The organism is Pseudomonas bharatica CSV86 (assembly GCF_000319305.2).
Taxonomy (GTDB): domain Bacteria; phylum Pseudomonadota; class Gammaproteobacteria; order Pseudomonadales; family Pseudomonadaceae; genus Aquipseudomonas; species Aquipseudomonas bharatica.
Window position 1 is genome coordinate 1,597,368 of sequence record NZ_AMWJ02000001.1, and the last position, 16,882, is coordinate 1,614,249.

The 16,882-nt window shown below is 61.5% G+C and carries 11 protein-coding genes, 1 tRNA gene and 3 pseudogenes; 6 read left to right on the forward strand and 9 right to left on the reverse strand.

The genetic code is table 11. From position 1 onward, the window contains the following. Positions 1–9 precede the first annotated feature (9 nt). The gene (locus tag CSV86_RS07055) at positions 10–1,395 is read left to right on the forward strand and encodes an efflux transporter outer membrane subunit (protein ID WP_009397584.1); all 1,386 of its coding nucleotides are present in this window, start codon (positions 10–12) and stop codon (positions 1,393–1,395) included. 152 nt (positions 1,396–1,547) lie between these two features. Next, positions 1,548–2,321: an ABC transporter ATP-binding protein gene (locus CSV86_RS07060; RefSeq protein ID WP_009397582.1), complete on the forward strand. Its 774-nt coding sequence runs from the start codon at positions 1,548–1,550 to the stop codon at positions 2,319–2,321. Between the two features lie 6 nt (positions 2,322–2,327). Here CSV86_RS07060 and mrdA read toward each other — a convergent pair. The 6 genes and pseudogenes from mrdA to CSV86_RS07090 form a co-directional block, all read right to left on the reverse strand. After that, positions 2,328–4,225, reverse strand: a pseudogene (gene mrdA / locus CSV86_RS07065) (penicillin-binding protein 2). A 200-nt stretch (positions 4,226–4,425) separates the two neighbouring features. Then, positions 4,426–5,676 carry an OprD family porin gene (locus CSV86_RS07070; RefSeq protein ID WP_009397578.1) on the reverse strand — a complete coding sequence of 417 codons (1,251 nt, stop codon included), beginning with the start codon at positions 5,674–5,676 and terminating at the stop codon, positions 4,426–4,428. Positions 5,677–5,748: 72 nt separating this feature from the next. After that, a complete protein-coding gene (locus CSV86_RS07075; protein WP_009397576.1) occupies positions 5,749–7,131 on the reverse strand; it encodes a tripartite tricarboxylate transporter permease in 1,383 nt (460 codons plus the stop codon). After that, positions 7,131–7,583: a hypothetical protein gene (locus CSV86_RS07080; RefSeq protein ID WP_009397574.1), complete on the reverse strand. Its 453-nt coding sequence runs from the start codon at positions 7,581–7,583 to the stop codon at positions 7,131–7,133. The genes CSV86_RS07075 and CSV86_RS07080 overlap by 1 nt, the downstream gene beginning before the upstream one ends. Positions 7,584–7,685: 102 nt before the next feature. Further along, the gene (locus CSV86_RS07085; protein ID WP_009397572.1) at positions 7,686–8,594 is read right to left on the reverse strand and encodes a hydroxymethylglutaryl-CoA lyase; all 909 of its coding nucleotides are present in this window, start codon (positions 8,592–8,594) and stop codon (positions 7,686–7,688) included. Next, entirely contained in the window at positions 8,591–9,877 is a 1,287-nt protein-coding gene (locus CSV86_RS07090) for a hydroxymethylglutaryl-CoA reductase, degradative (protein ID WP_009397571.1), read from the reverse strand. The genes CSV86_RS07085 and CSV86_RS07090 overlap by 4 nt, the downstream gene beginning before the upstream one ends. A 151-nt stretch (positions 9,878–10,028) precedes the next feature. On the opposite strand from CSV86_RS07090, the pseudogene CSV86_RS07095 reads away from it, so the two are divergent. Beyond that, a pseudogene (locus tag CSV86_RS07095) lies at positions 10,029–11,410 on the forward strand (aminotransferase-like domain-containing protein). 141 nt (positions 11,411–11,551) lie between these two features. Here CSV86_RS07095 and CSV86_RS07100 read toward each other — a convergent pair. Further along, complete coding sequence (locus CSV86_RS07100; protein WP_009397569.1) at positions 11,552–12,223, reverse strand: Bax inhibitor-1/YccA family protein; 672 nt, start codon at positions 12,221–12,223, stop codon at positions 11,552–11,554. A 125-nt stretch (positions 12,224–12,348) separates the two neighbouring features. Here CSV86_RS07100 and CSV86_RS07105 point away from each other — a divergent pair. The 3 genes from CSV86_RS07105 (at position 12,349) to CSV86_RS07115 (ending at position 14,279) form a co-directional block, all read left to right on the forward strand. Continuing rightward, a tRNA-Ser gene (locus tag CSV86_RS07105) sits at positions 12,349–12,436 on the forward strand. 262 nt (positions 12,437–12,698) lie between these two features. Next, the gene (locus tag CSV86_RS07110; RefSeq protein ID WP_009397568.1) at positions 12,699–13,727 is read left to right on the forward strand and encodes a hypothetical protein; all 1,029 of its coding nucleotides are present in this window, start codon (positions 12,699–12,701) and stop codon (positions 13,725–13,727) included. A 6-nt stretch (positions 13,728–13,733) separates the two neighbouring features. Next, positions 13,734–14,279, forward strand: a complete 546-nt coding sequence (locus CSV86_RS07115) for a hypothetical protein (protein WP_009397567.1) — start codon at positions 13,734–13,736, stop codon at positions 14,277–14,279. A gap of 126 nt (positions 14,280–14,405) precedes the next feature. Here CSV86_RS07115 and CSV86_RS07120 read toward each other — a convergent pair. Beyond that, positions 14,406–15,422, reverse strand: a pseudogene (locus CSV86_RS07120) (IS630 family transposase). A gap of 226 nt (positions 15,423–15,648) precedes the next feature. After that, positions 15,649–16,809, reverse strand: a complete 1,161-nt coding sequence (locus CSV86_RS07125; RefSeq protein ID WP_158487709.1) for an SH3 domain-containing protein — start codon at positions 16,807–16,809, stop codon at positions 15,649–15,651. Positions 16,810–16,882: the final 73 nt, after the last annotated feature.

Below are 16,882 nucleotides of genomic sequence, written 5' to 3' on the forward strand. Positions count from 1 at the left end.
GGAATGCTCATGAAGTATTTTGGCGTGGTGAGCGGGGCGTTGATTCTGGGGGCTTGTAGTGTCGGGCCGCAGTATCGGCAGCCGGATGTGGCGCCGATCGCGTTGGTCAGTCCGCAGGCCGGGGAGTTCGCTGCGACCGGGGCGCAGTCGCAGGCGAACTGGTGGGGTTTTTTCGACGACCCGCAACTGTTGCGCCTGATCGAGCGGGCCCTGGTACAGAACAACGATGTGCGCCAGGCCCACGCCAACCTGCTGCTGGCCCGCGCCGGACTCGACGAGCAGGACCTCAAGCGCTATCCGCGGGTCACCAGCGAGGCCGGTTACCAGCGCAGTCTTGAACAGCGCGCGGTGGACGGCGCGGCGCCCCAGCGCAGCCTGGCCGAGTCGTGGCGGGCAGGGCTGGACCTGCAATGGGAACTGGACCTGTTCGGCCGCCTCGACCACCTCAGTCGTGCCGCGCAAGCGCGGGTCGAGGCGTCCCGGGCAGACTTCGAGCAGGTGCAGTTGAGCATCGCCGCCGAGGTGGCGCGAGCCTGGTTCCAGGCCCAGGGACAACGACGGCAACTGGCGCTGGCCCATGACGAGGTGCGTAGCTGGGGCGAGACGGTGCGCATGGTCGAGGCGCAGCTGGCGGCGGGCAGCGGTCTGCCCGAAGACCTGGAAAGTGCGCGGAGCAACCTGCTGCGGGCCGAGGCATCGATCGCACCCTTGAGCAGTGCTTTGCAGCGCAGCCTGTACCGGCTGGAAGTGTTATGCGGACAGCGTCCCGGCAGTCTTGCGCTGGCGTTGGGTGCGGCGCCACCGCTGCCTTTGGCCCGGCAACTGCCGCTGGGCGATGTCGACCGGCTGATCCGCAAGCGCCCGGATGTGGTGCGCGCCGAGCGCTTGCTGGCGGCCCGGGTCGAAGACGTCGGCGCGGCGACGGCGGATCTTTATCCGCGCTTGAACCTGGGAGGCTTTATCGGCTTCTTCGCCCTGCGCGACGGCGATCTCGGCAGTGCCTCGCGGGCCTTCGAACTGGCCCCCGGGCTGACCTGGCCGGCGCTGGACCTGGGCAGTGTGCGGGCCCGCTTGCGGGCGGCGCAGGCACGTTCGGCGGGCGAGGGCGCGCGCTTCGAGCAGGTGCTGCTGGTGGCGGTGGAAGAAGTGGAGGGCGCCGTGGTGGAACTGACCGAGCAGCAGCGGCATCTGCAGGGGCTGGTGAAGTCGGCCGTGCATGACGAGGCGGCGTTCGCCATCGCCAGCCGGCGTTATGACGCCGGCGGCGGGAGCTATCAGGCGGTGCTGGAGAGTCAGCGCGAGCTGTTGCGCACAAGGCAGGCGATTGCGGGGGCGGAAACGGCGTCTTATCTGAATGCGGTGGGGTTGTACAAGGCGTTGGCCTGGCGGGGGTGATGGTGGTCTCTCGGGCCTCATCGCGCGGCGCTGCTGATCCCTGTGGGAGCTGGCTTGCCAGCGATGAGGCCCGAAAGAACAACAAAAAACCATGCTGGTTCCCCGATGCCTCTGGCAAACTCCTGTTACACAAGGCAGCCAAGAGCCCCCTGATGATCGATATCCATAACGTCACCGCTTTCCAGCAGCAGACCCGAGTCCTGGAAGGTTTCTCCCTGCATATCGGCGAAGGCGAGAAGGTCGCCATCCTCGGCCCCAACGGCGCCGGCAAGAGCACCCTGCTCAAGCTGATCACCCGCGAGCTGTACCCGGTGGAGCGCGAGGGCAGCCACCTGCGCCTGTTCGGCAGCGACACCGTCAATCTCTGGGCCCTGCGCAGCCGCATCGGTTTCGTCTCCCAGGACCTGCAGGACGACTACACCCCCTACACCCAGGCGCTGGACGTGGTGGTCTCCGGCTTCTTCGGTTCCATCGGTGCCCATGGCCATCTGCAGCCCAGCGCCGAGCAACTGGAGAACGCCCGCCAATTGCTGGCCGTGGTAGAGATGTCCGGCCATGAACAGACCATGTTCCAGCGCCTGTCCACCGGCCAGCGTCGCCGCCTGCTGCTGGCCCGTGCCCTGGTCCACCAGCCGAGTGCACTGATCCTCGACGAGCCGGCCAACGGCCTGGACATGGGCGCCAGCCTGGGCATGCTCAAGCTGATGCGGCGCTTCTGCGGTGCCGAGCACGCGATGATCATCACCACCCACCATATCGACGAGATCATTCCAGAAATCGAGCGGGTGGTCCTGCTGGACAAGGGCCGCATCGTCGCCGACGGGCCCAAGGCCGACGTGCTCACCAGCGAACGCCTGTCTGCCCTGTACCAGACCGACCTGCGCCTGACCGAGCAGGATGGCTGGTACCGTTGCTGGCACGGTTGACGGTATCTAGGGGTGTGCCGATGCATGCAGCGCCAGGCCCTGGCCGCCGGCGTATTGGGGTTTAAGGTGCCCCTGATCGTCCAGTAGCCACGCATCCATGATTTCCCGCACCACCGGCCCGGCCACCCGGCCGCCGGCCTCGCCGTTCTCGATCATCACCGCCACTACCACGCTGGGATGATCGGCAGGCGCGAAACCGACGAACAGGGCGTTGTCGCGGTGCCGCTCCAGAGTCTTGTTGCGGTTGTAGCGTTCGCCCTGCTTGATCGCCACCACCTGGGCCGTGCCGCTCTTGCCGGCGATGCGGTATTGCGCTCCGGCGGCGGCGGCGCGGGCGATGCCGCGGGGGTCGTGCATGACCATCTGCATGCCCTGGTTGACCTGGTCCCAGGCATGGCTGTCGTGCAGCACGATGTCCGGCATGGGATTGGGGTCGACCGGCGCCGTGTCGCCGACTTCGAGCGCCAGGTGCGGCCGATGCCACTTGCCCTTGCTGGCCAGCAGGCTGGTGGCCTGGGCCAGCTGTAGCGGCGTGACCTGCATATAGCCCTGGCCGATGCCAAGGATCAACGTTTCCCCGGGAACCAGGCCTGGCGGCGAGTGGCGCGTTTCCATTGCTGCGAGGGCATCAGGCCCGGCGCTTCCTCGAACATGTCCAGCGAGACCTTCTCGCCGAGGCCGAAGCGGGCCATGTAGTCGTGCAGGCGATCGATGCCGAGCTTGTGCGCCAGGTCGTAGAAGTAGGTGTCGTTGGAACGCATGATCGCCGTGTACATGTCCACCCAGCCATCACCGCTGCGGTTCCAGTTGCGGTACTTGTGGTCGTAGTTGGGCAGCTCGTAGTAGCCCGGGTCGAACACGCGGTTGCCCGCGGTGGTCACACCGCTGTCGAGGCCGGCGATGGCGACCTCCGGCTTGACCGTCGATCCGGGTGCATACAGCCCGCGCAGCACGCGGTTGAACAGTGGCCGGTCGATGGAGTCGCGCAGGGCAGCGTACTGCTTGAAGCTGATGCCCTTGACGAACAGGTTGGGGTCGAAGCTCGGGTTGCTGACCATCGCCAGCACGTCGCCGTTGCCGGGGTCGAGTACCACCACCGCGCCCCGGCGGTCGCCCAGGGCGTGCTCGGCGGCCAGCTGCAAATGCGCGTCGAGGCTGAGGGTGATGTTCTTTCCGGGGACCGGGTCCTTATGGTTGAGTACCCGCATCACTCGGCCCTGAGCGTTGGTCTCGACCTCTTCATAGCCAACCTGGCCATGCAGCTCGTTCTCGTAGAAGCGCTCGATCCCGGTCTTGCCGATCGATTGCGTACCGCGGTACTGGGTGCTGTCGAGGACCTTGGCTTCCTTCTCGTTGATCCGTCCGACATAGCCCACGGAATGCGCGAAATGCTCGGCCAAGGGATATTCGCGGATGAACTGCGGCTCCACCTCAAGCCCCGGTAGGCGAAACTGATTTACGGCGATCAGGGCGATCTGCTCTTCAGTCAGGCCGACCATCAGGGTGACCGGCTCGAAAGGCTTGCGGCCGCGGCGCAGGTCCTTGTCGAACTGGCGGCGGTCGTCTTCACCGAGGTTCAGGACTTGCGCCAGGGTGTCGAGGGTTTTCGCTGAATCGCCGGCGCGCTCGCGGGTCATGGTCAGGTCGAAGCTGGGCTTGTTGTCGGCCAGGACCACGCCGTTGCGGTCATAGATCAGCCCGCGCTCGGGCGGGATGGGCAGGATGTGGACGCGGTTGTTTTCCGAAACGGCCGTCTGCTGGTCGTGCTGGAGCACCTGCAGGACATAGAGGCGGCCCACGAGTACAGCGACCAGGGCCAGGACCAGGATGGCGCAGGCCACCAGCCGGCGGTTGACCAGGTGCTGTTCCTTTTCGTGGTCCTTGAGGGGGATCGGTTGTGGCATGGGCGTGTTTCGGGCAGCGGGTCGGCGATGCTACGCGTTACCGGAGTGTTCATGGGCGAACATGAAGGCTTGTTCATGTTGATTCATGAAGAGTGGTGTTGTCTGACCTGGCCCCATCGCTGGCAAGCCAGCTCCCACACGGACCCTGTGGGAGCTGGCTTGCCAGCGATGGGGCCATCAGCAATAACCCAGGCTGGTTGTCAGAGCAGCGAAAGCGGATAACTCACGATCACCCGATGCTCATCGAACTCATTGCTGCTGAAGTCCCGCCGCAAGGTCGAGCTGCGCCACTTCAGCGTCAGGTCGCGCAGCGCACCGCTCTGGACGGTATAGGCCAGCTCCGTCTCGCGCCCCCATTCCTTGCCATCCTTCACGCTGCCGACCTGCACCTGATCCCCACGGATATAGCGCGTCATGAACTGCAGCCCCGGCAATCCATCAACCGCGAAATCATGGTCATAGCGCACCTGCCAGGAGCGCTCATGGGCATTGTCATAGCTGGAGTTGTAGCTGTCGTTGGCCAGGCTGGTGCCCGCCGTGCCATTGACCCGCATCCAGCCGGTATCGCCACTGACCTTTTGCAGGCCCAGGTAGAAGGTGTGCCCGCCCGTGCGCGCCGAGAGCAGCAGCGAGGCGGTGCGGTTGTCCATGTCGCCGGCCAGCGAGCGGCCGCTGTCCTTGCCGGTGAAGTAGCCCAGATTGGCGCCCAGGGTCCAGGTGCCCATGGTCTGGCGATGGGTCAGGTTGTAGTACTGCTGCTGGTAGATGTCGTGCAGCTCCGAATGCCAAACACCGATCAGGGTCGCCTTGTCGTTGAACAGGTATTCGGCACCGACGATATCCAGGCGATCCGAGGTGGCGCCGGGGCGGCCGGACATGAACATATCGTCCATGCTCGCGTCGTTGCGTGGGCTGTTACCACGGAAACGCGCGCCATAGAGGGTCAGGTCGGTTATTTCCCGGGAGGTGACCTGGGCGCCCTGGAAGGTCTGGGGCAGCGAGCGGCCGTCGTCCGAGCGCAGCACCGGAAGCATCGGCGACCACTCGCCGACCTTCAGTTCGGTCGCGGAAATCCGTGCTTTCCCGGCAACCGCGACACGCCCGAAATCATCCGCCGGACGACCGTCGTCATGCACCGGCAGCAGTTGCGTGTTGGCCGTGCCGCGACCACCGTCCAGCTTGACCGAATACAGCCCCAGCACATCCACGCCGAAGCCCACCGTGCCCTCGGTGAACCCCGAGCGGGCATCGAGGATGAAGCTCTGGGTCCATTCCTCGGCCTTGCCTTGCGGGTACGCCGGATCGACGAAGTTGCGATTGATATAGAAGTTGCGCAGTGTCAGGCCTGCCTTGGCGTCTTCGACGAAACCGGCGGCCTGGGCAGTGCCGGCGCCGAACAGCAGGCAGGCGCAGGCCGCCGGCAGACGGCGTGGAAAGCAAAGGATATTCATTGTTGTTGTTCCTTTCTTGCGGGCGAGTAAAACCACGCAGCCGCCCGGGGCTGCGTGGGAGAAAGTGGAAGGTCAGGCGAACAGGGCGATGATGGCCGGCACGCTGAGCACGGCGGTGTAGTACCCCATGAACTGCACGCCGATGTTGAAGCCGATGAAACGCTGCAGGAAGCCGCCCAGCAGGCCGATGGTCAGGATCACCAGCAGGCCCAGCAGGCCACCTTCCCACAGGCCGATGACCAGGATCAGGCCGACGAAGGTGGCGATTACCGCCTCGTGGCTGATGCGCCGCGACACGAACGAAGCCGCGCGGTGGGCGAAGTTCATCGAGAACGGGTAGGCGATCAGGATAGCGATCACCACCGCGAGCATGCCGAAGGCAAGGAACTCACCGGCGCTGAGCAGGTTGTGCAGATTGTTCACCTGGCCGGTGGCGCTGTCCACGGTAAAGCGCGGCGGGGCGTTGAACAGCGGCGCGGCCGGGCCGGCGGCCACCGGGCTCAGGGGCAGGCCGAAGGCGATCAGCGGGATCAGCGCCTCGGCGATATAGGTGGACTCGGTCACCCCGTTGCGCACGCTGATCACCGAGGTCAGGCGGTGGTAGGCGTGCTTGATTCGCGCACCGACCACTTCACCGAGAATCACCGTCATCGCCACCGGGCTGAATACGAAGGTGGCGCTGGACACCGTGGCGGTGGCCAGGGTCCAGCCGGACTGGCGGCGGTCGAGGACCTTCAGCGGGTTGGGGAACCAGCCGCCCCAGCTTTTCACGTCCGGCGACAGGGAGAAGGTCCGCGGTTCGCTGCGCTTCATCCGCGCCCGTTCGGCCGGGGCAAGCATGGCGAACAAGGCGGCGATCAGCGGGCCGATGGCGATGCCGAGGAAGTAGCTGACGCTGAGCTTGACCCCATGCTGGCCAGTGAAGGTCTGCAGGGCGATGATCACCAGCACGAAGGGCAGCAGTGCCAGGACCGACGCCCAGCGGCCGGCCGAGAACCAGGCGATGGTGGTCGCGGCGGCGAGGAACACCCAGGGCGCCGCCTGCTTGATCCCGTCGCCAAACGGCGCCAGCAGCACGGCGAACAGCACTGCCAGCGGTACGGCCACCAGTGCGGCGATCACCGCCCCGGAGATCATCTTGCGCAGGGCGATATGTGGCACGCCGAGGTTGCGCAGGAAGTTCGCCTCGCGCATCAGCGGCGTGGCCATGGTGTCGCCGGGGATGCCGAGCAGGGCGGTGGGCACGGCGTGAGTCATGTGCTTGGCCACGGCGCCGGCGAGGAAGAAGGTGAAGACTCCGGCGGCAGGAACGCCGAGCAGCACCACCAGCAGGGTCAGCGGGGCCAGGGTGGTGGTCTCGTCGCTGCCGGAGATCAGGCCGATGGCGGAAAACACCACCGCACCGATCACGCCCATCAGGGCGGCCATCAGGATCTGGTCGAACAGGGCTTCCATCAGGCGGTACCTCCCTTCAGGGCTGCCGGGGCGGTGACGGTGCGGGTGTGGCTGGCCGGTTCGGCTTCATCGAACAACTGCTCCAGGCCCAGCTCGCGCAGCTCGGCGCGAACTTCCGGCGGCAGTTCGGAGAGTTGCCCGATACCGCCGTATTCGCTGCGCAGCTCTTCGATCACCTGCTGACGCCACGCCGGGTCGGCGACGTGTTCCACCACATGGCGCTTGGGCTTGAACAGGCAGGCGCTGACGCCACCGCCCAGCAGCGAGCCGAGGATGCCGAGGAGCATGGCGTAGGCGCGGGCCATCTGCGCGGACTCGACCCAGCCGGTCAGCAGGTGCTCGGCGAGGAAGAAGATGCCCAGGCTGCAGGCGGCGCCGATGGCGATGGAAGCGATCAGGTGGCGGCTGTCCACGGTGTCGCCCCAGACTTCGTAGAGGTTGTCGTCAGCCATGGTTCACCACCGTGGTGCGGGGGTGCAGGCGGCATTCAAGTGTCATCGGAATTCTCCTGCCCTTGCGGGCTTGTTGTTTTTGTTCGGGAGCCAGGATCGGGTTCAGCGGTGTTCTGCGCTCCTTGCCGCCAGGGCCCTGCCTGCGCGGGAGCGATTGGCGATGCCCAGCTCCGCACTGATCCAGGTGCCGACCCGGGCCACTGCGTCCAGGTCCACGCCGGTCTCGAACCCCATGCCATGCAGCAGGTAGAGCACGTCCTCGGTCGCCACGTTGCCGCTGGCGCCGGGGGAGTAGGGGCAGCCACCGAGGCCGGCGACCGAGCTGTCGAAGGTGCGTACTCCCTGCGACAGCGCAGCGTGGACATTGGCGATGGCCATGCCCCAGGTGTCATGGAAATGCCCGGCCAGGGCTTCGACCGGCAGCTCGCGGGCGCAGTGCTCGATCAGGCGGGCGGTCTCGTCCGGGCGTCCTGCGCCGATGGTGTCGCCCAGGCTGATCTCGTAGCAGCCCAGTGCATGCAGGCGGCGCGCTACCGCTGCTACGGCGTCTGGCGCCACTGCACCGCTGAACGGGCAGCCGAGCACGCAGGATACATAGCCGCGCACCCGGACACCCGCAGCTTTGGCAGCTTGCAGCACCGGGGTGAAGCGCTCGAAGCTCTCATCGATGGAGCAATTGATGTTGTTGCGCGAAAACGCCTCGGAGGCGGCGGCGAACACCGCTACCTCCCGGCATCCCGCGCGTAGCGCGGCGTCCAAACCCTGGCCGTTGGGCACCAGGGCCGAATAGTTGACCCCGTCGTCCTCCGGCAGACGCTGGAACAGCGCCTCGCTGTCGGCCATCTGCGGTACCCAGCGCGGCGACACGAAGGCGCCGCCCTCGATATGCCGCAGGCCGGTGGCTGCCAGCTTGCCGATCAGGGCCAGGCGGGTGTCCACCGACAGATGCCGTGGCTCGTTCTGCAACCCGTCCCGCGGGCCTACCTCGAAGATCCTGACCTGCATAGTCATTCGCCGCGCTTGTGTTTCAGCAGCTCGACGGCGCGGTCGGCGCGCACGTCGTGGTCCTGCACCAGTTGCCGGGCGACCCAATCCACCTCGTCGCCACGGGCGCCGGCCACTACGGCGATGTTGCGCGCGTGCAGGGCCATATGGCCGCGCTGGATGCCTTCGGTGGCGAGGGCGCGCATGGCCCCGAGGTTCTGCGCCAGGCCCACGGCCACGGCGATTTCCGCGAGGTCTTGGGCAGTCTTGACCCCGAGGATGCGCAGCGACAGTTGTGCCAGCGGATGGGTCTTGGTGGCGCCGCCGACCAGGCCGACCGGCATCGGCATTTCCAGGGTGCCGACCAGATGGCCGTTGCCGTCCTTCTCCCAGGTGGTCAGTGAACCGTAATGCCCGCTGCGGCAGGCGTAGGCATGGGCGCCCGCCTCGACGGCGCGCCAGTCATTGCCGGTGGCGACGATCAGCGGGTCGATGCCGTTCATGATGCCCTTGTTGTGGGTCGCGGCGCGGTAGGGATCGACGGCGGCGAAGGAGTACGCATCGAGAATGCCCTCGATCACCGCTTCGCCACTGAATTCGGCGGAATTGAGTTGCTCCGGGGTGACTCGCACCTGGGCCCGGGCCAGGCGCAGGTCGGCCAGGTTGGAGAGGATGCGCAGGCGCACCTTGCCGCCGGTGATGTCCTCCATCAGCGGCGCCACGGCTTCGGCCATGGTGTTGACGGTGTTGGCGCCCATCGCATCGCGCACATCGACGATCAGGTGGGCCACCAGCATCGGGCCGCGCGGGGTATCGGCGAAGGTGTGGACCTCGATATCCCGGCAGCCGCCGCCGAGGCGATTGAGCAACTGGTCCTTGCGGTTGGCCAGCTCGATGATCTCGTCCTTGCGCCGTAGCAGGCTCAGGCGGGCATTGAGCGGGTCGGCGATACCGACGATCTGTACCTGGGCGCGCATCAGCGGGGCGCTGCTGGAGGTCACGAAACCGCCGTTGGCCCGGGCCAGCTTGGCCATATAGGAGGCGGCGGCGACGATCGAAGGCTCTTCCACCACCAGCGGCACCAGCACATCGCGGCCATTGACCTGGAAGTTGCTGGCCACGGCGAAGGGCAGTTCGAACTTGCCGATGACGTTTTCGATCATGCCGTTGGCGATTTCCATCGGCAGGGCACCGGCGTCGGCCAGCAGGGCGACTTCATCACCGCTCAGGCCGAGCAGGCGGCCGATATGGTCGAGGCGGGCGGCAGGAGGCAGGTTGCGGAAATCGGGCAGGCGGGAGTCGAGGCTCATGGGGGCTCCTGTGGAGTCATTGTTGTTGGGGCGACGGCTTGAGCGCGGCGCCGGCGTGGTGCTAAATGTGCAGCCACTGTGCCCTTGGATAAAGGTACAGTTTTGCCCAACAGTACCCAGACTGTACCCATGACAGCCCAGGAGCGCGCCGATGGTCCGTGTCACCCTTGCCCAGCAGGTCGCCGATTCGGTGGAGCAGCAGATCCGTGCCGGGGTGCTCAAGGCCGGTGACCGCCTGCCGTCGCTGCGCGAATACATGCGCCTGCACGGGCACTCGAAGAACACCGTGATCACCGCCTACGAGATCCTTGCCTCCAAGGGCCTGGTGGAGGCGCGGCACGGGCAGGGCTTCTTCGTCGGCGCGCTGGTGCAGGCTGCCGAAGCGGATGAAACGCCGCCCTACACCAGGGCCATGGACACCATCTGGATGATGCGCCAGCAGTTCGTGCGCGAGCCGGGGGTGGCGCCGCTGGGCGAGGGTTTTGCGCCGGTGGCCTGGCTGCAGGACATGCGCCTGGACAAATTCACCCGCCAGGTGATGCGCAGCGGGGCCGGCAACCTGTTCCGCTACGGCAACCGCCTGGGCAACCCGGCGTTGCGCCAGAGCCTGGTGCGCAAGCTGGCCAGCTACGCGATCAGCGCTACGCCGCGGCAGATCGTCACCACCCATGGTGCCAACCATGCGCTGGACCTGATCATCCGCCGCTTCGTGGTGCCGGGGGATGCGGTACTGGTGGAGAACCCCGGTTACTACCCATTGTTCGGCAAGTTGCAGATGCAGGGCGCGCGGATGCTCAGTGTCCCGCGCCTGCCCGACGGGCCGGACATGGATGCCCTCGAAGCGCTGTTGCAGCGGGAGCGGCCGCGGTTGTTCTTCGTCCAGTCGGTCTGTCACAACCCCACCGGCTCGGATATCTCGCCGGCCAAGGCCCATCGCTTGCTGCAACTGGCCGAGCGGCACGACCTGTTGCTGGTGGAGGATGATGCCCTGGCCGACTTCAAGCCCAGCTCCGCGCTCAAGGTCGCGGCGCTGGACCAACTGCGCCGTTCGCTGTACATCGGCAGTTTTTCCAAGTCGGTCTCGGCGGCGTTGCGGGTGGGGTATATCGCTGGCAGCAAGGACATCATCGATGAGCTGGCGGATCTGCAGATGATGCTGCACACCAGTTGCTCGGAGCTGTGCGAACGTACGGCGGACGTGATTCTTGGCGAAGGGCATTTTCTGCGGCATCTGATGCGCTTGCAGGACCGGGTGCGGGAGGCCACGGAAGGTGGATTGCAGGTGCTGGATGAGTTGGGGGCGGAGGTGTTCTGCCGGCCGCAGCAGAGTTTGTATCTGTGGGCGCGGTTTCCGGGATCGAGGACACGGCGCAGTTGACCCGGGAAGTGCAGGGCAGGGGCGTGATGCTGGCGCCGGGGGCGATTTTCCAGACGGATCAGAAGGGGGTGACGCCGTGGACGCGGTTGAATGTGGCGTATTTGCGGGAGGCGGTGTTTGCGGAGTGTATTCGGGGGCGGGGAGAGCAGGTCTGAAGTGCGACGCGGACCTTGTGGGAGCGGGTTCACCCGCGATTGCGGTAGTAGCCTCGCCATCGCAATTTCGCAAACCAGGGTCGCCTATTCAGAGGCATAAAAAAGCCCGCCGAAGCGGGCTTTTTCAATTCAGCACCTGGATCAGTCGTCCGAGCTCATGATGCCGAACAGTTGCAGCAGGCTGACGAACAGGTTGTAGATCGATACATACAGGCTGATGGTCGCCATGATGTAGTTGCGCTCGCCGCCGTGGATGATCTGGCTGGTCTGGAAGAGGATGCAGACCGACGAGAACAGTACGAAGCCGGCGCTGATCGCCAGTTGCAGGCCGCTGATCTGGAAGAAGAAGCTCGCGACCACAGCGCCCAGCAGGACGAAGAAGCCAGCGGTGATGAAGCCGCTGAGGAAGCTCATGTCCTTGCGGGTGATCAGCACGTAGGCCGACAGGCCACCGAAGACCAGCGCGGTCATGGCGAAGGCCGAGCTGATGACCTCGGCGCCACCGGCCATGCCCAGGTAGCGGTTGAGGATCGGGCCAAGCAGGAAGCCCATGAAGCCGGTCAGGGCGAAGGTGGAGACCAGGCCCCAGGCCGAATCACGCAGCTTGGCGGTGAGGAAGAACAGACCGTAGAAACCGATCAGTACGACGAAGATGTTCGGGTAACCGACGCGCATCTGCTGTGCGACATAGGCCATGACGGCACTGAAAGCCAGGGTCAGGGCCAGCAGGCCGTAGGTGTTGCGCAGGACCTTGCTGACTTCCTGCTGATCGGCCTGCAGGCCGTGGTGGACGGCATAATCCTGTTCGCGCATGGCGACACTCCTGTGGGGTTTGAAACGTTGAGTTGCAAAGATCATATCAGACCCTTGGAAAGCAGCCACGTAGAGAGTTTGACAGCGTGTTTCATTTCGGTATGATGGCGCCCGCATGACAAAGTGGAAGCGTGGCCGAGTGGTTTAAGGCAACGGTCTTGAAAACCGTCGATGGGCAACTATCCTAGAGTTCGAATCTCTACGCTTCCGCCATATTTTCTGCACTAAAGCCCTGATTAATCAGGGCTTTTTGCGTTTTCATAAGTCCCCGTTTCAACCTCGCTGGGCGCTTACTCGTTTCCGCATTTTTCGGATCATTTCCGCTTCACTCCAATTACGCACCGTCAGGGCTGTCCGTTCGCGGGCGACGATAGGGCACCTTTTGACGGCACTTTGATGCCATGATGCCCTCAGGTGTATCCTCCTCGGGGATTGCCGATGTAGTTATCATTTTGCTGAGCACAGGAGCGGCGCAGTGGCGTTAGAGCAGGCACAGATCACATTTTACAAAATTAATCAAACCGGCTTTTACAAGCGGGGTGAAACTGAACACCCAGAATTTGGTAGCTCGGCCTCATTGCTCCAGGAGTTGTCAGGGTGGAGTCAAGGCAAGAGCCTCGCTGTGACTAAGACCTTTGAGCCCGCTGAAGGATCGGATTTCCTGCCGGTCTATTTGATGGACATCACTGCAGACCGGCAGGATTGGCTGGTCACTATGTGGAATCAAACGCCGGCTACCCAGGGGAAGGTTGCAGCTGCGATGGGTAACTCGGCAGTGGGTAATGCGCAAGTTGTCATGAATGATATTCCTGAGGGAGGGATCCCTGGGTTCGCGACATATTTTTGGTTTGTTCCAGAAGAAGGTGCATTCGCCAGTATTCGGTTTCAGCACCTAATCACGGGGCAAAAACCTATGCAGGAATACATGGAAGCGTACCTTGGGCATTATTCATCATCAGTGGTGTTTACTGACCCGGATGCTGATGCGGATTTGCAAATACTTGGTTACCGTCGCGGAGTGAACGATCCTGTACGAAACGATGTATATCCAAGATTTCGGACGCAGATATTGAAAAAAGCTGGAGAGCATAATCTGCTCCTTGAAAGTGCACACTTGATCCGTAAGGTTATTAGGAAGACAAGCCTACAGCTAAACCGTCCCGAAGAGTTGGCTTTTTGGCAAAAAGCGTACAGGATGGCGACACTTCGCTATGCGCAGAACCTTCCTGATGAAGTGAACTTCAAATATGAAGTGAAGGCGCGAATGGATCGCGATGAGGTTCAAAGCATCATCGAGGCTTGGACCGAAGATCATGAAACTGAATGGGATGACTATGGGTTTGTTCTTAGTGGTCAGAGCTCTCCGCATTGGCTGAGTCACGCGATCGCTCGTAGCAGTTTCAGTTTTGATATTGAACGTAACAATCTAGAAGTTGTCAATCCAAAATCGCTGCTTCGAGCGCTTCGTGCCCAGCGGGCGGATATACTTAACCTTATGAGGTGACTGAAGGTGATTATCAAGGCTGTCGCTCTAGTCCTCTCCCTTGCTATAGTTATGCTTGCATTCTGGCAAGGTAGTGGGGTGCCTTTCAAAGACCAGTGGCCTTTGTTTGAAGCTCTGCGAGCTACAGCCTCTATTATCTTTGCTGTAGTCGGGGCTTGGTTGGCGATCATCTATCCGGATCGATTAAAACTCTCCTTTCGCAAAGCTACTACCCCCAAGCCAAGTAATGGTGGAGGGATGTCTCGACTTCTCACGCCCATTGTTCATTCAACTGCAATACTTTGTTCGGTATTGTTGATTGGAATCATTGCTCCGCTGTTGAAACGGTTTGATTTTTTAGTTTCGCATGTTGAGATTATGCGTTCTTTATCATATGGTTCGCTAGCTATTTTGACGCTGTGGCAATTATGGACCGTAGTGTTATCGCTCGTCCCAGCAGATATTGTGATATCGAGATCAGAGCATGAGGAACGCCACGCTGGTACGTTGCGAGACTTAACTAGTAATGCTGGTTTTTCTCCTAGGAAAACTGAAGGTGGAGATCAGGGCTAATATGGAGCTCGATTTTTAAAATTATAAAAGGTTGTTGAGCAGGTAGTACGGTCCCCTATTCTCCGATATACCGTTGCAGTGATGCGTTTGTCTGTATGGTCTAGTGTGGTGTTTCGCAAGTAACACTCATATTTTTCGGCTTAGCGCCTCGGCTGCACGGCCGACGCTCGCCAAGATGTCATCGGCCTTTCGATGCCAGCGAAAGGGTCGAGGGTTGGCGTTATGAGCGGACAGGTAGTACTCAATAGACTCCTCCAGATTTTTCACGTTGGTATGTGCCTGGCGCTTGATCCACTTCTCGCTCAGCGTCGAGAAAAGAAGCGCTCCACCAGATTCAACCAGGATGCCGAAGTAGGCGTGAAATGCACTTGGTAGCGCGGATGCGCTGCCAACCACGCTTTCACTTTGTCGGTCTTGTGTGTCGCGTAGTTGTCCATTACCAAATGAACTGGCATGTCCTCTGGTACGTTGGCGTCCACCTCTTTGAGGAACGAGAGAAACTCGGTGCTTCGATGGCGGCGCTTCAATCTTCCGATGACTTCATCCGTAGCGATATCCAGCGCCGCGAACAACGATGTGGTTCCGTGGCGTTTGTAGTCGTGGGTACGAGTGACGGGTTTGCCCGGGGCAAGAGGTAAGCCTGGCTGGGTACGGTTCAGCGCCTGAATCTGGCTTTTCTCGTCGATACAGAGCACCAGGGCCTTTTCAGGCGGGTTGAGATAGAGCCCGACAATGTCGTGCACCTTGTCGACGAACAGCGGATCGGTCGAAAGCTTGAAAGTCTTTTCCAGGTGAGGCTTAAGGCCGAAGGCATGCCATATCCGCATGACGCTGGCTGGAGAAATCCCGGTTGCCTGACTCATCGAGCGAGTGCTCCAGTGACTGGCATCTTCGGGTTTGGATTGCATTGCCTGATTGACCACGGCTTGTACTTGTTCATCGGTAATGCTGCGAGGCCGGCCTGAACGATGTTCATCATTTAAGCCATCGAGTCGCAGCCGACTGAGTCGCTGCGCACGCCAAGATGATTTCGGCCCGAATGCGCGATTCAGCAGGGCCTTTACGCTGTAGGGAGCGACGAAGCAGTTCGAGGTTTTCTTCGTCGCTCAACTCAATCGGGGCAGCAGGTCGGCCGGTTTTCATATCGTTGCTCCACGGCATTTCTGATGCTGAAAGCCTAGACCAAAATATGAGTGTTACTTGCGAAACACCACGCTAGTGGCGTAGCTTCGACAGATCATAGCCTGAGTAGTAGCGCTCGTTAGTCAGCGCTTGGCGAGTGCTCTCTCAACGATCTGTTCGAATCTTTCAGTCACAAACGGTTTGAGCGTGGGTGGCTACTCGAAAACAGCTCCTTTTGTTCGATGCATTACTGGACGGTCTTCACCATGCTCCTAGATACCCAGCCCTGAATCTCAATGTCCTCGTGCTTGTAAATGACCTCGAGCCAAGTCTTATCGGTCGAGTCTACAACCTCCAGCACGGCATACTGCTTCAAAGGCATGATTACCTCGGCCTTCATGCTTGGCGAGTAGCGAAGGTTTACGTTGTCCCTGGCCACGAGCCTCACACGCGCTTTGGCGCTTTTAGGCATATGGCACATCGAGGAACGAACCCACCTTTGGGCCTCTGCAGTAGACTCTGACTGAAGCGTGAGGTCGTTGAGCTCACACAGACCCTCCTTGAAGTCCTTCCACTGGCTTATGAGTGTCATCGTGCCGGTAAGGAAGCCAAGAATGTAGCAGAGCAGGAGGAACGCGGCAGGCGAAAGCGGCTTGCGATTCTTCTTGCCTTCGAGTGCATCGATGATTTCTGCATGTATCAAGGCTCCGTTAACTGGCCGGTTAACGAAAGCGGTCGGCGACTCAATGGCTCCGTCGCCCTCGACGGCATCCTGATATTCTTCGAACAGTTTAGAAAGTTCATCAGGCCTGGAGTTTTCGATGGCCCTCAGCACTGATGGCTCATCAATATCGAGCACTTGCCTTGTTATTTCTTTGCAGTAATCAATTGCTTGGATTTTCGCAAGCTTATCAGTGAGATTTTGAAATTTAAGTGAGGAGAAGTTGAATGGTAAGGTTGCTTCAATCTCTCGCTGTTTAGCTAGGAATGCATTAAATAGGTTGGTGTTAGTGTTTTGGTTCACAGTATTTCTTATGGCGCGGGCAGCTGATCTCTGAAAGTCGGTGCGTGTAACTCCTGATTTCGGTGAGTAGTGTTTTAGTATCGACGCTAGCGCTGATCTCTGTATTTCTTCGATGAAGAAGTTAGATGAAGAAAAACAGAGGTTTAGAAGTCTGGACTCAACTAGCTCACTAAGTGACTCTATGCTTTTTGAGCGGGAGTTTATCATTAACGATAACGCAGAAAGGCTAGTTGGATTCGCGATGCTCTGGCGCACAGTCAAATCATCCGGTGTCCACGCTACTTCAGCCTGTTTCAATTTTTCAATGTGATCAGCTGCCTGCTGAAGTTGTTCGTCTTGATTCGGCACCGCCCACCCCAAGTATTCTGCCAAGACCCAAAGCATACCCGTTTCGCTTCCGATTGGGAGGTATCGGCAAACGCTTAGTGGATGATGCTCAATGCTTTGCGCTCCAGTG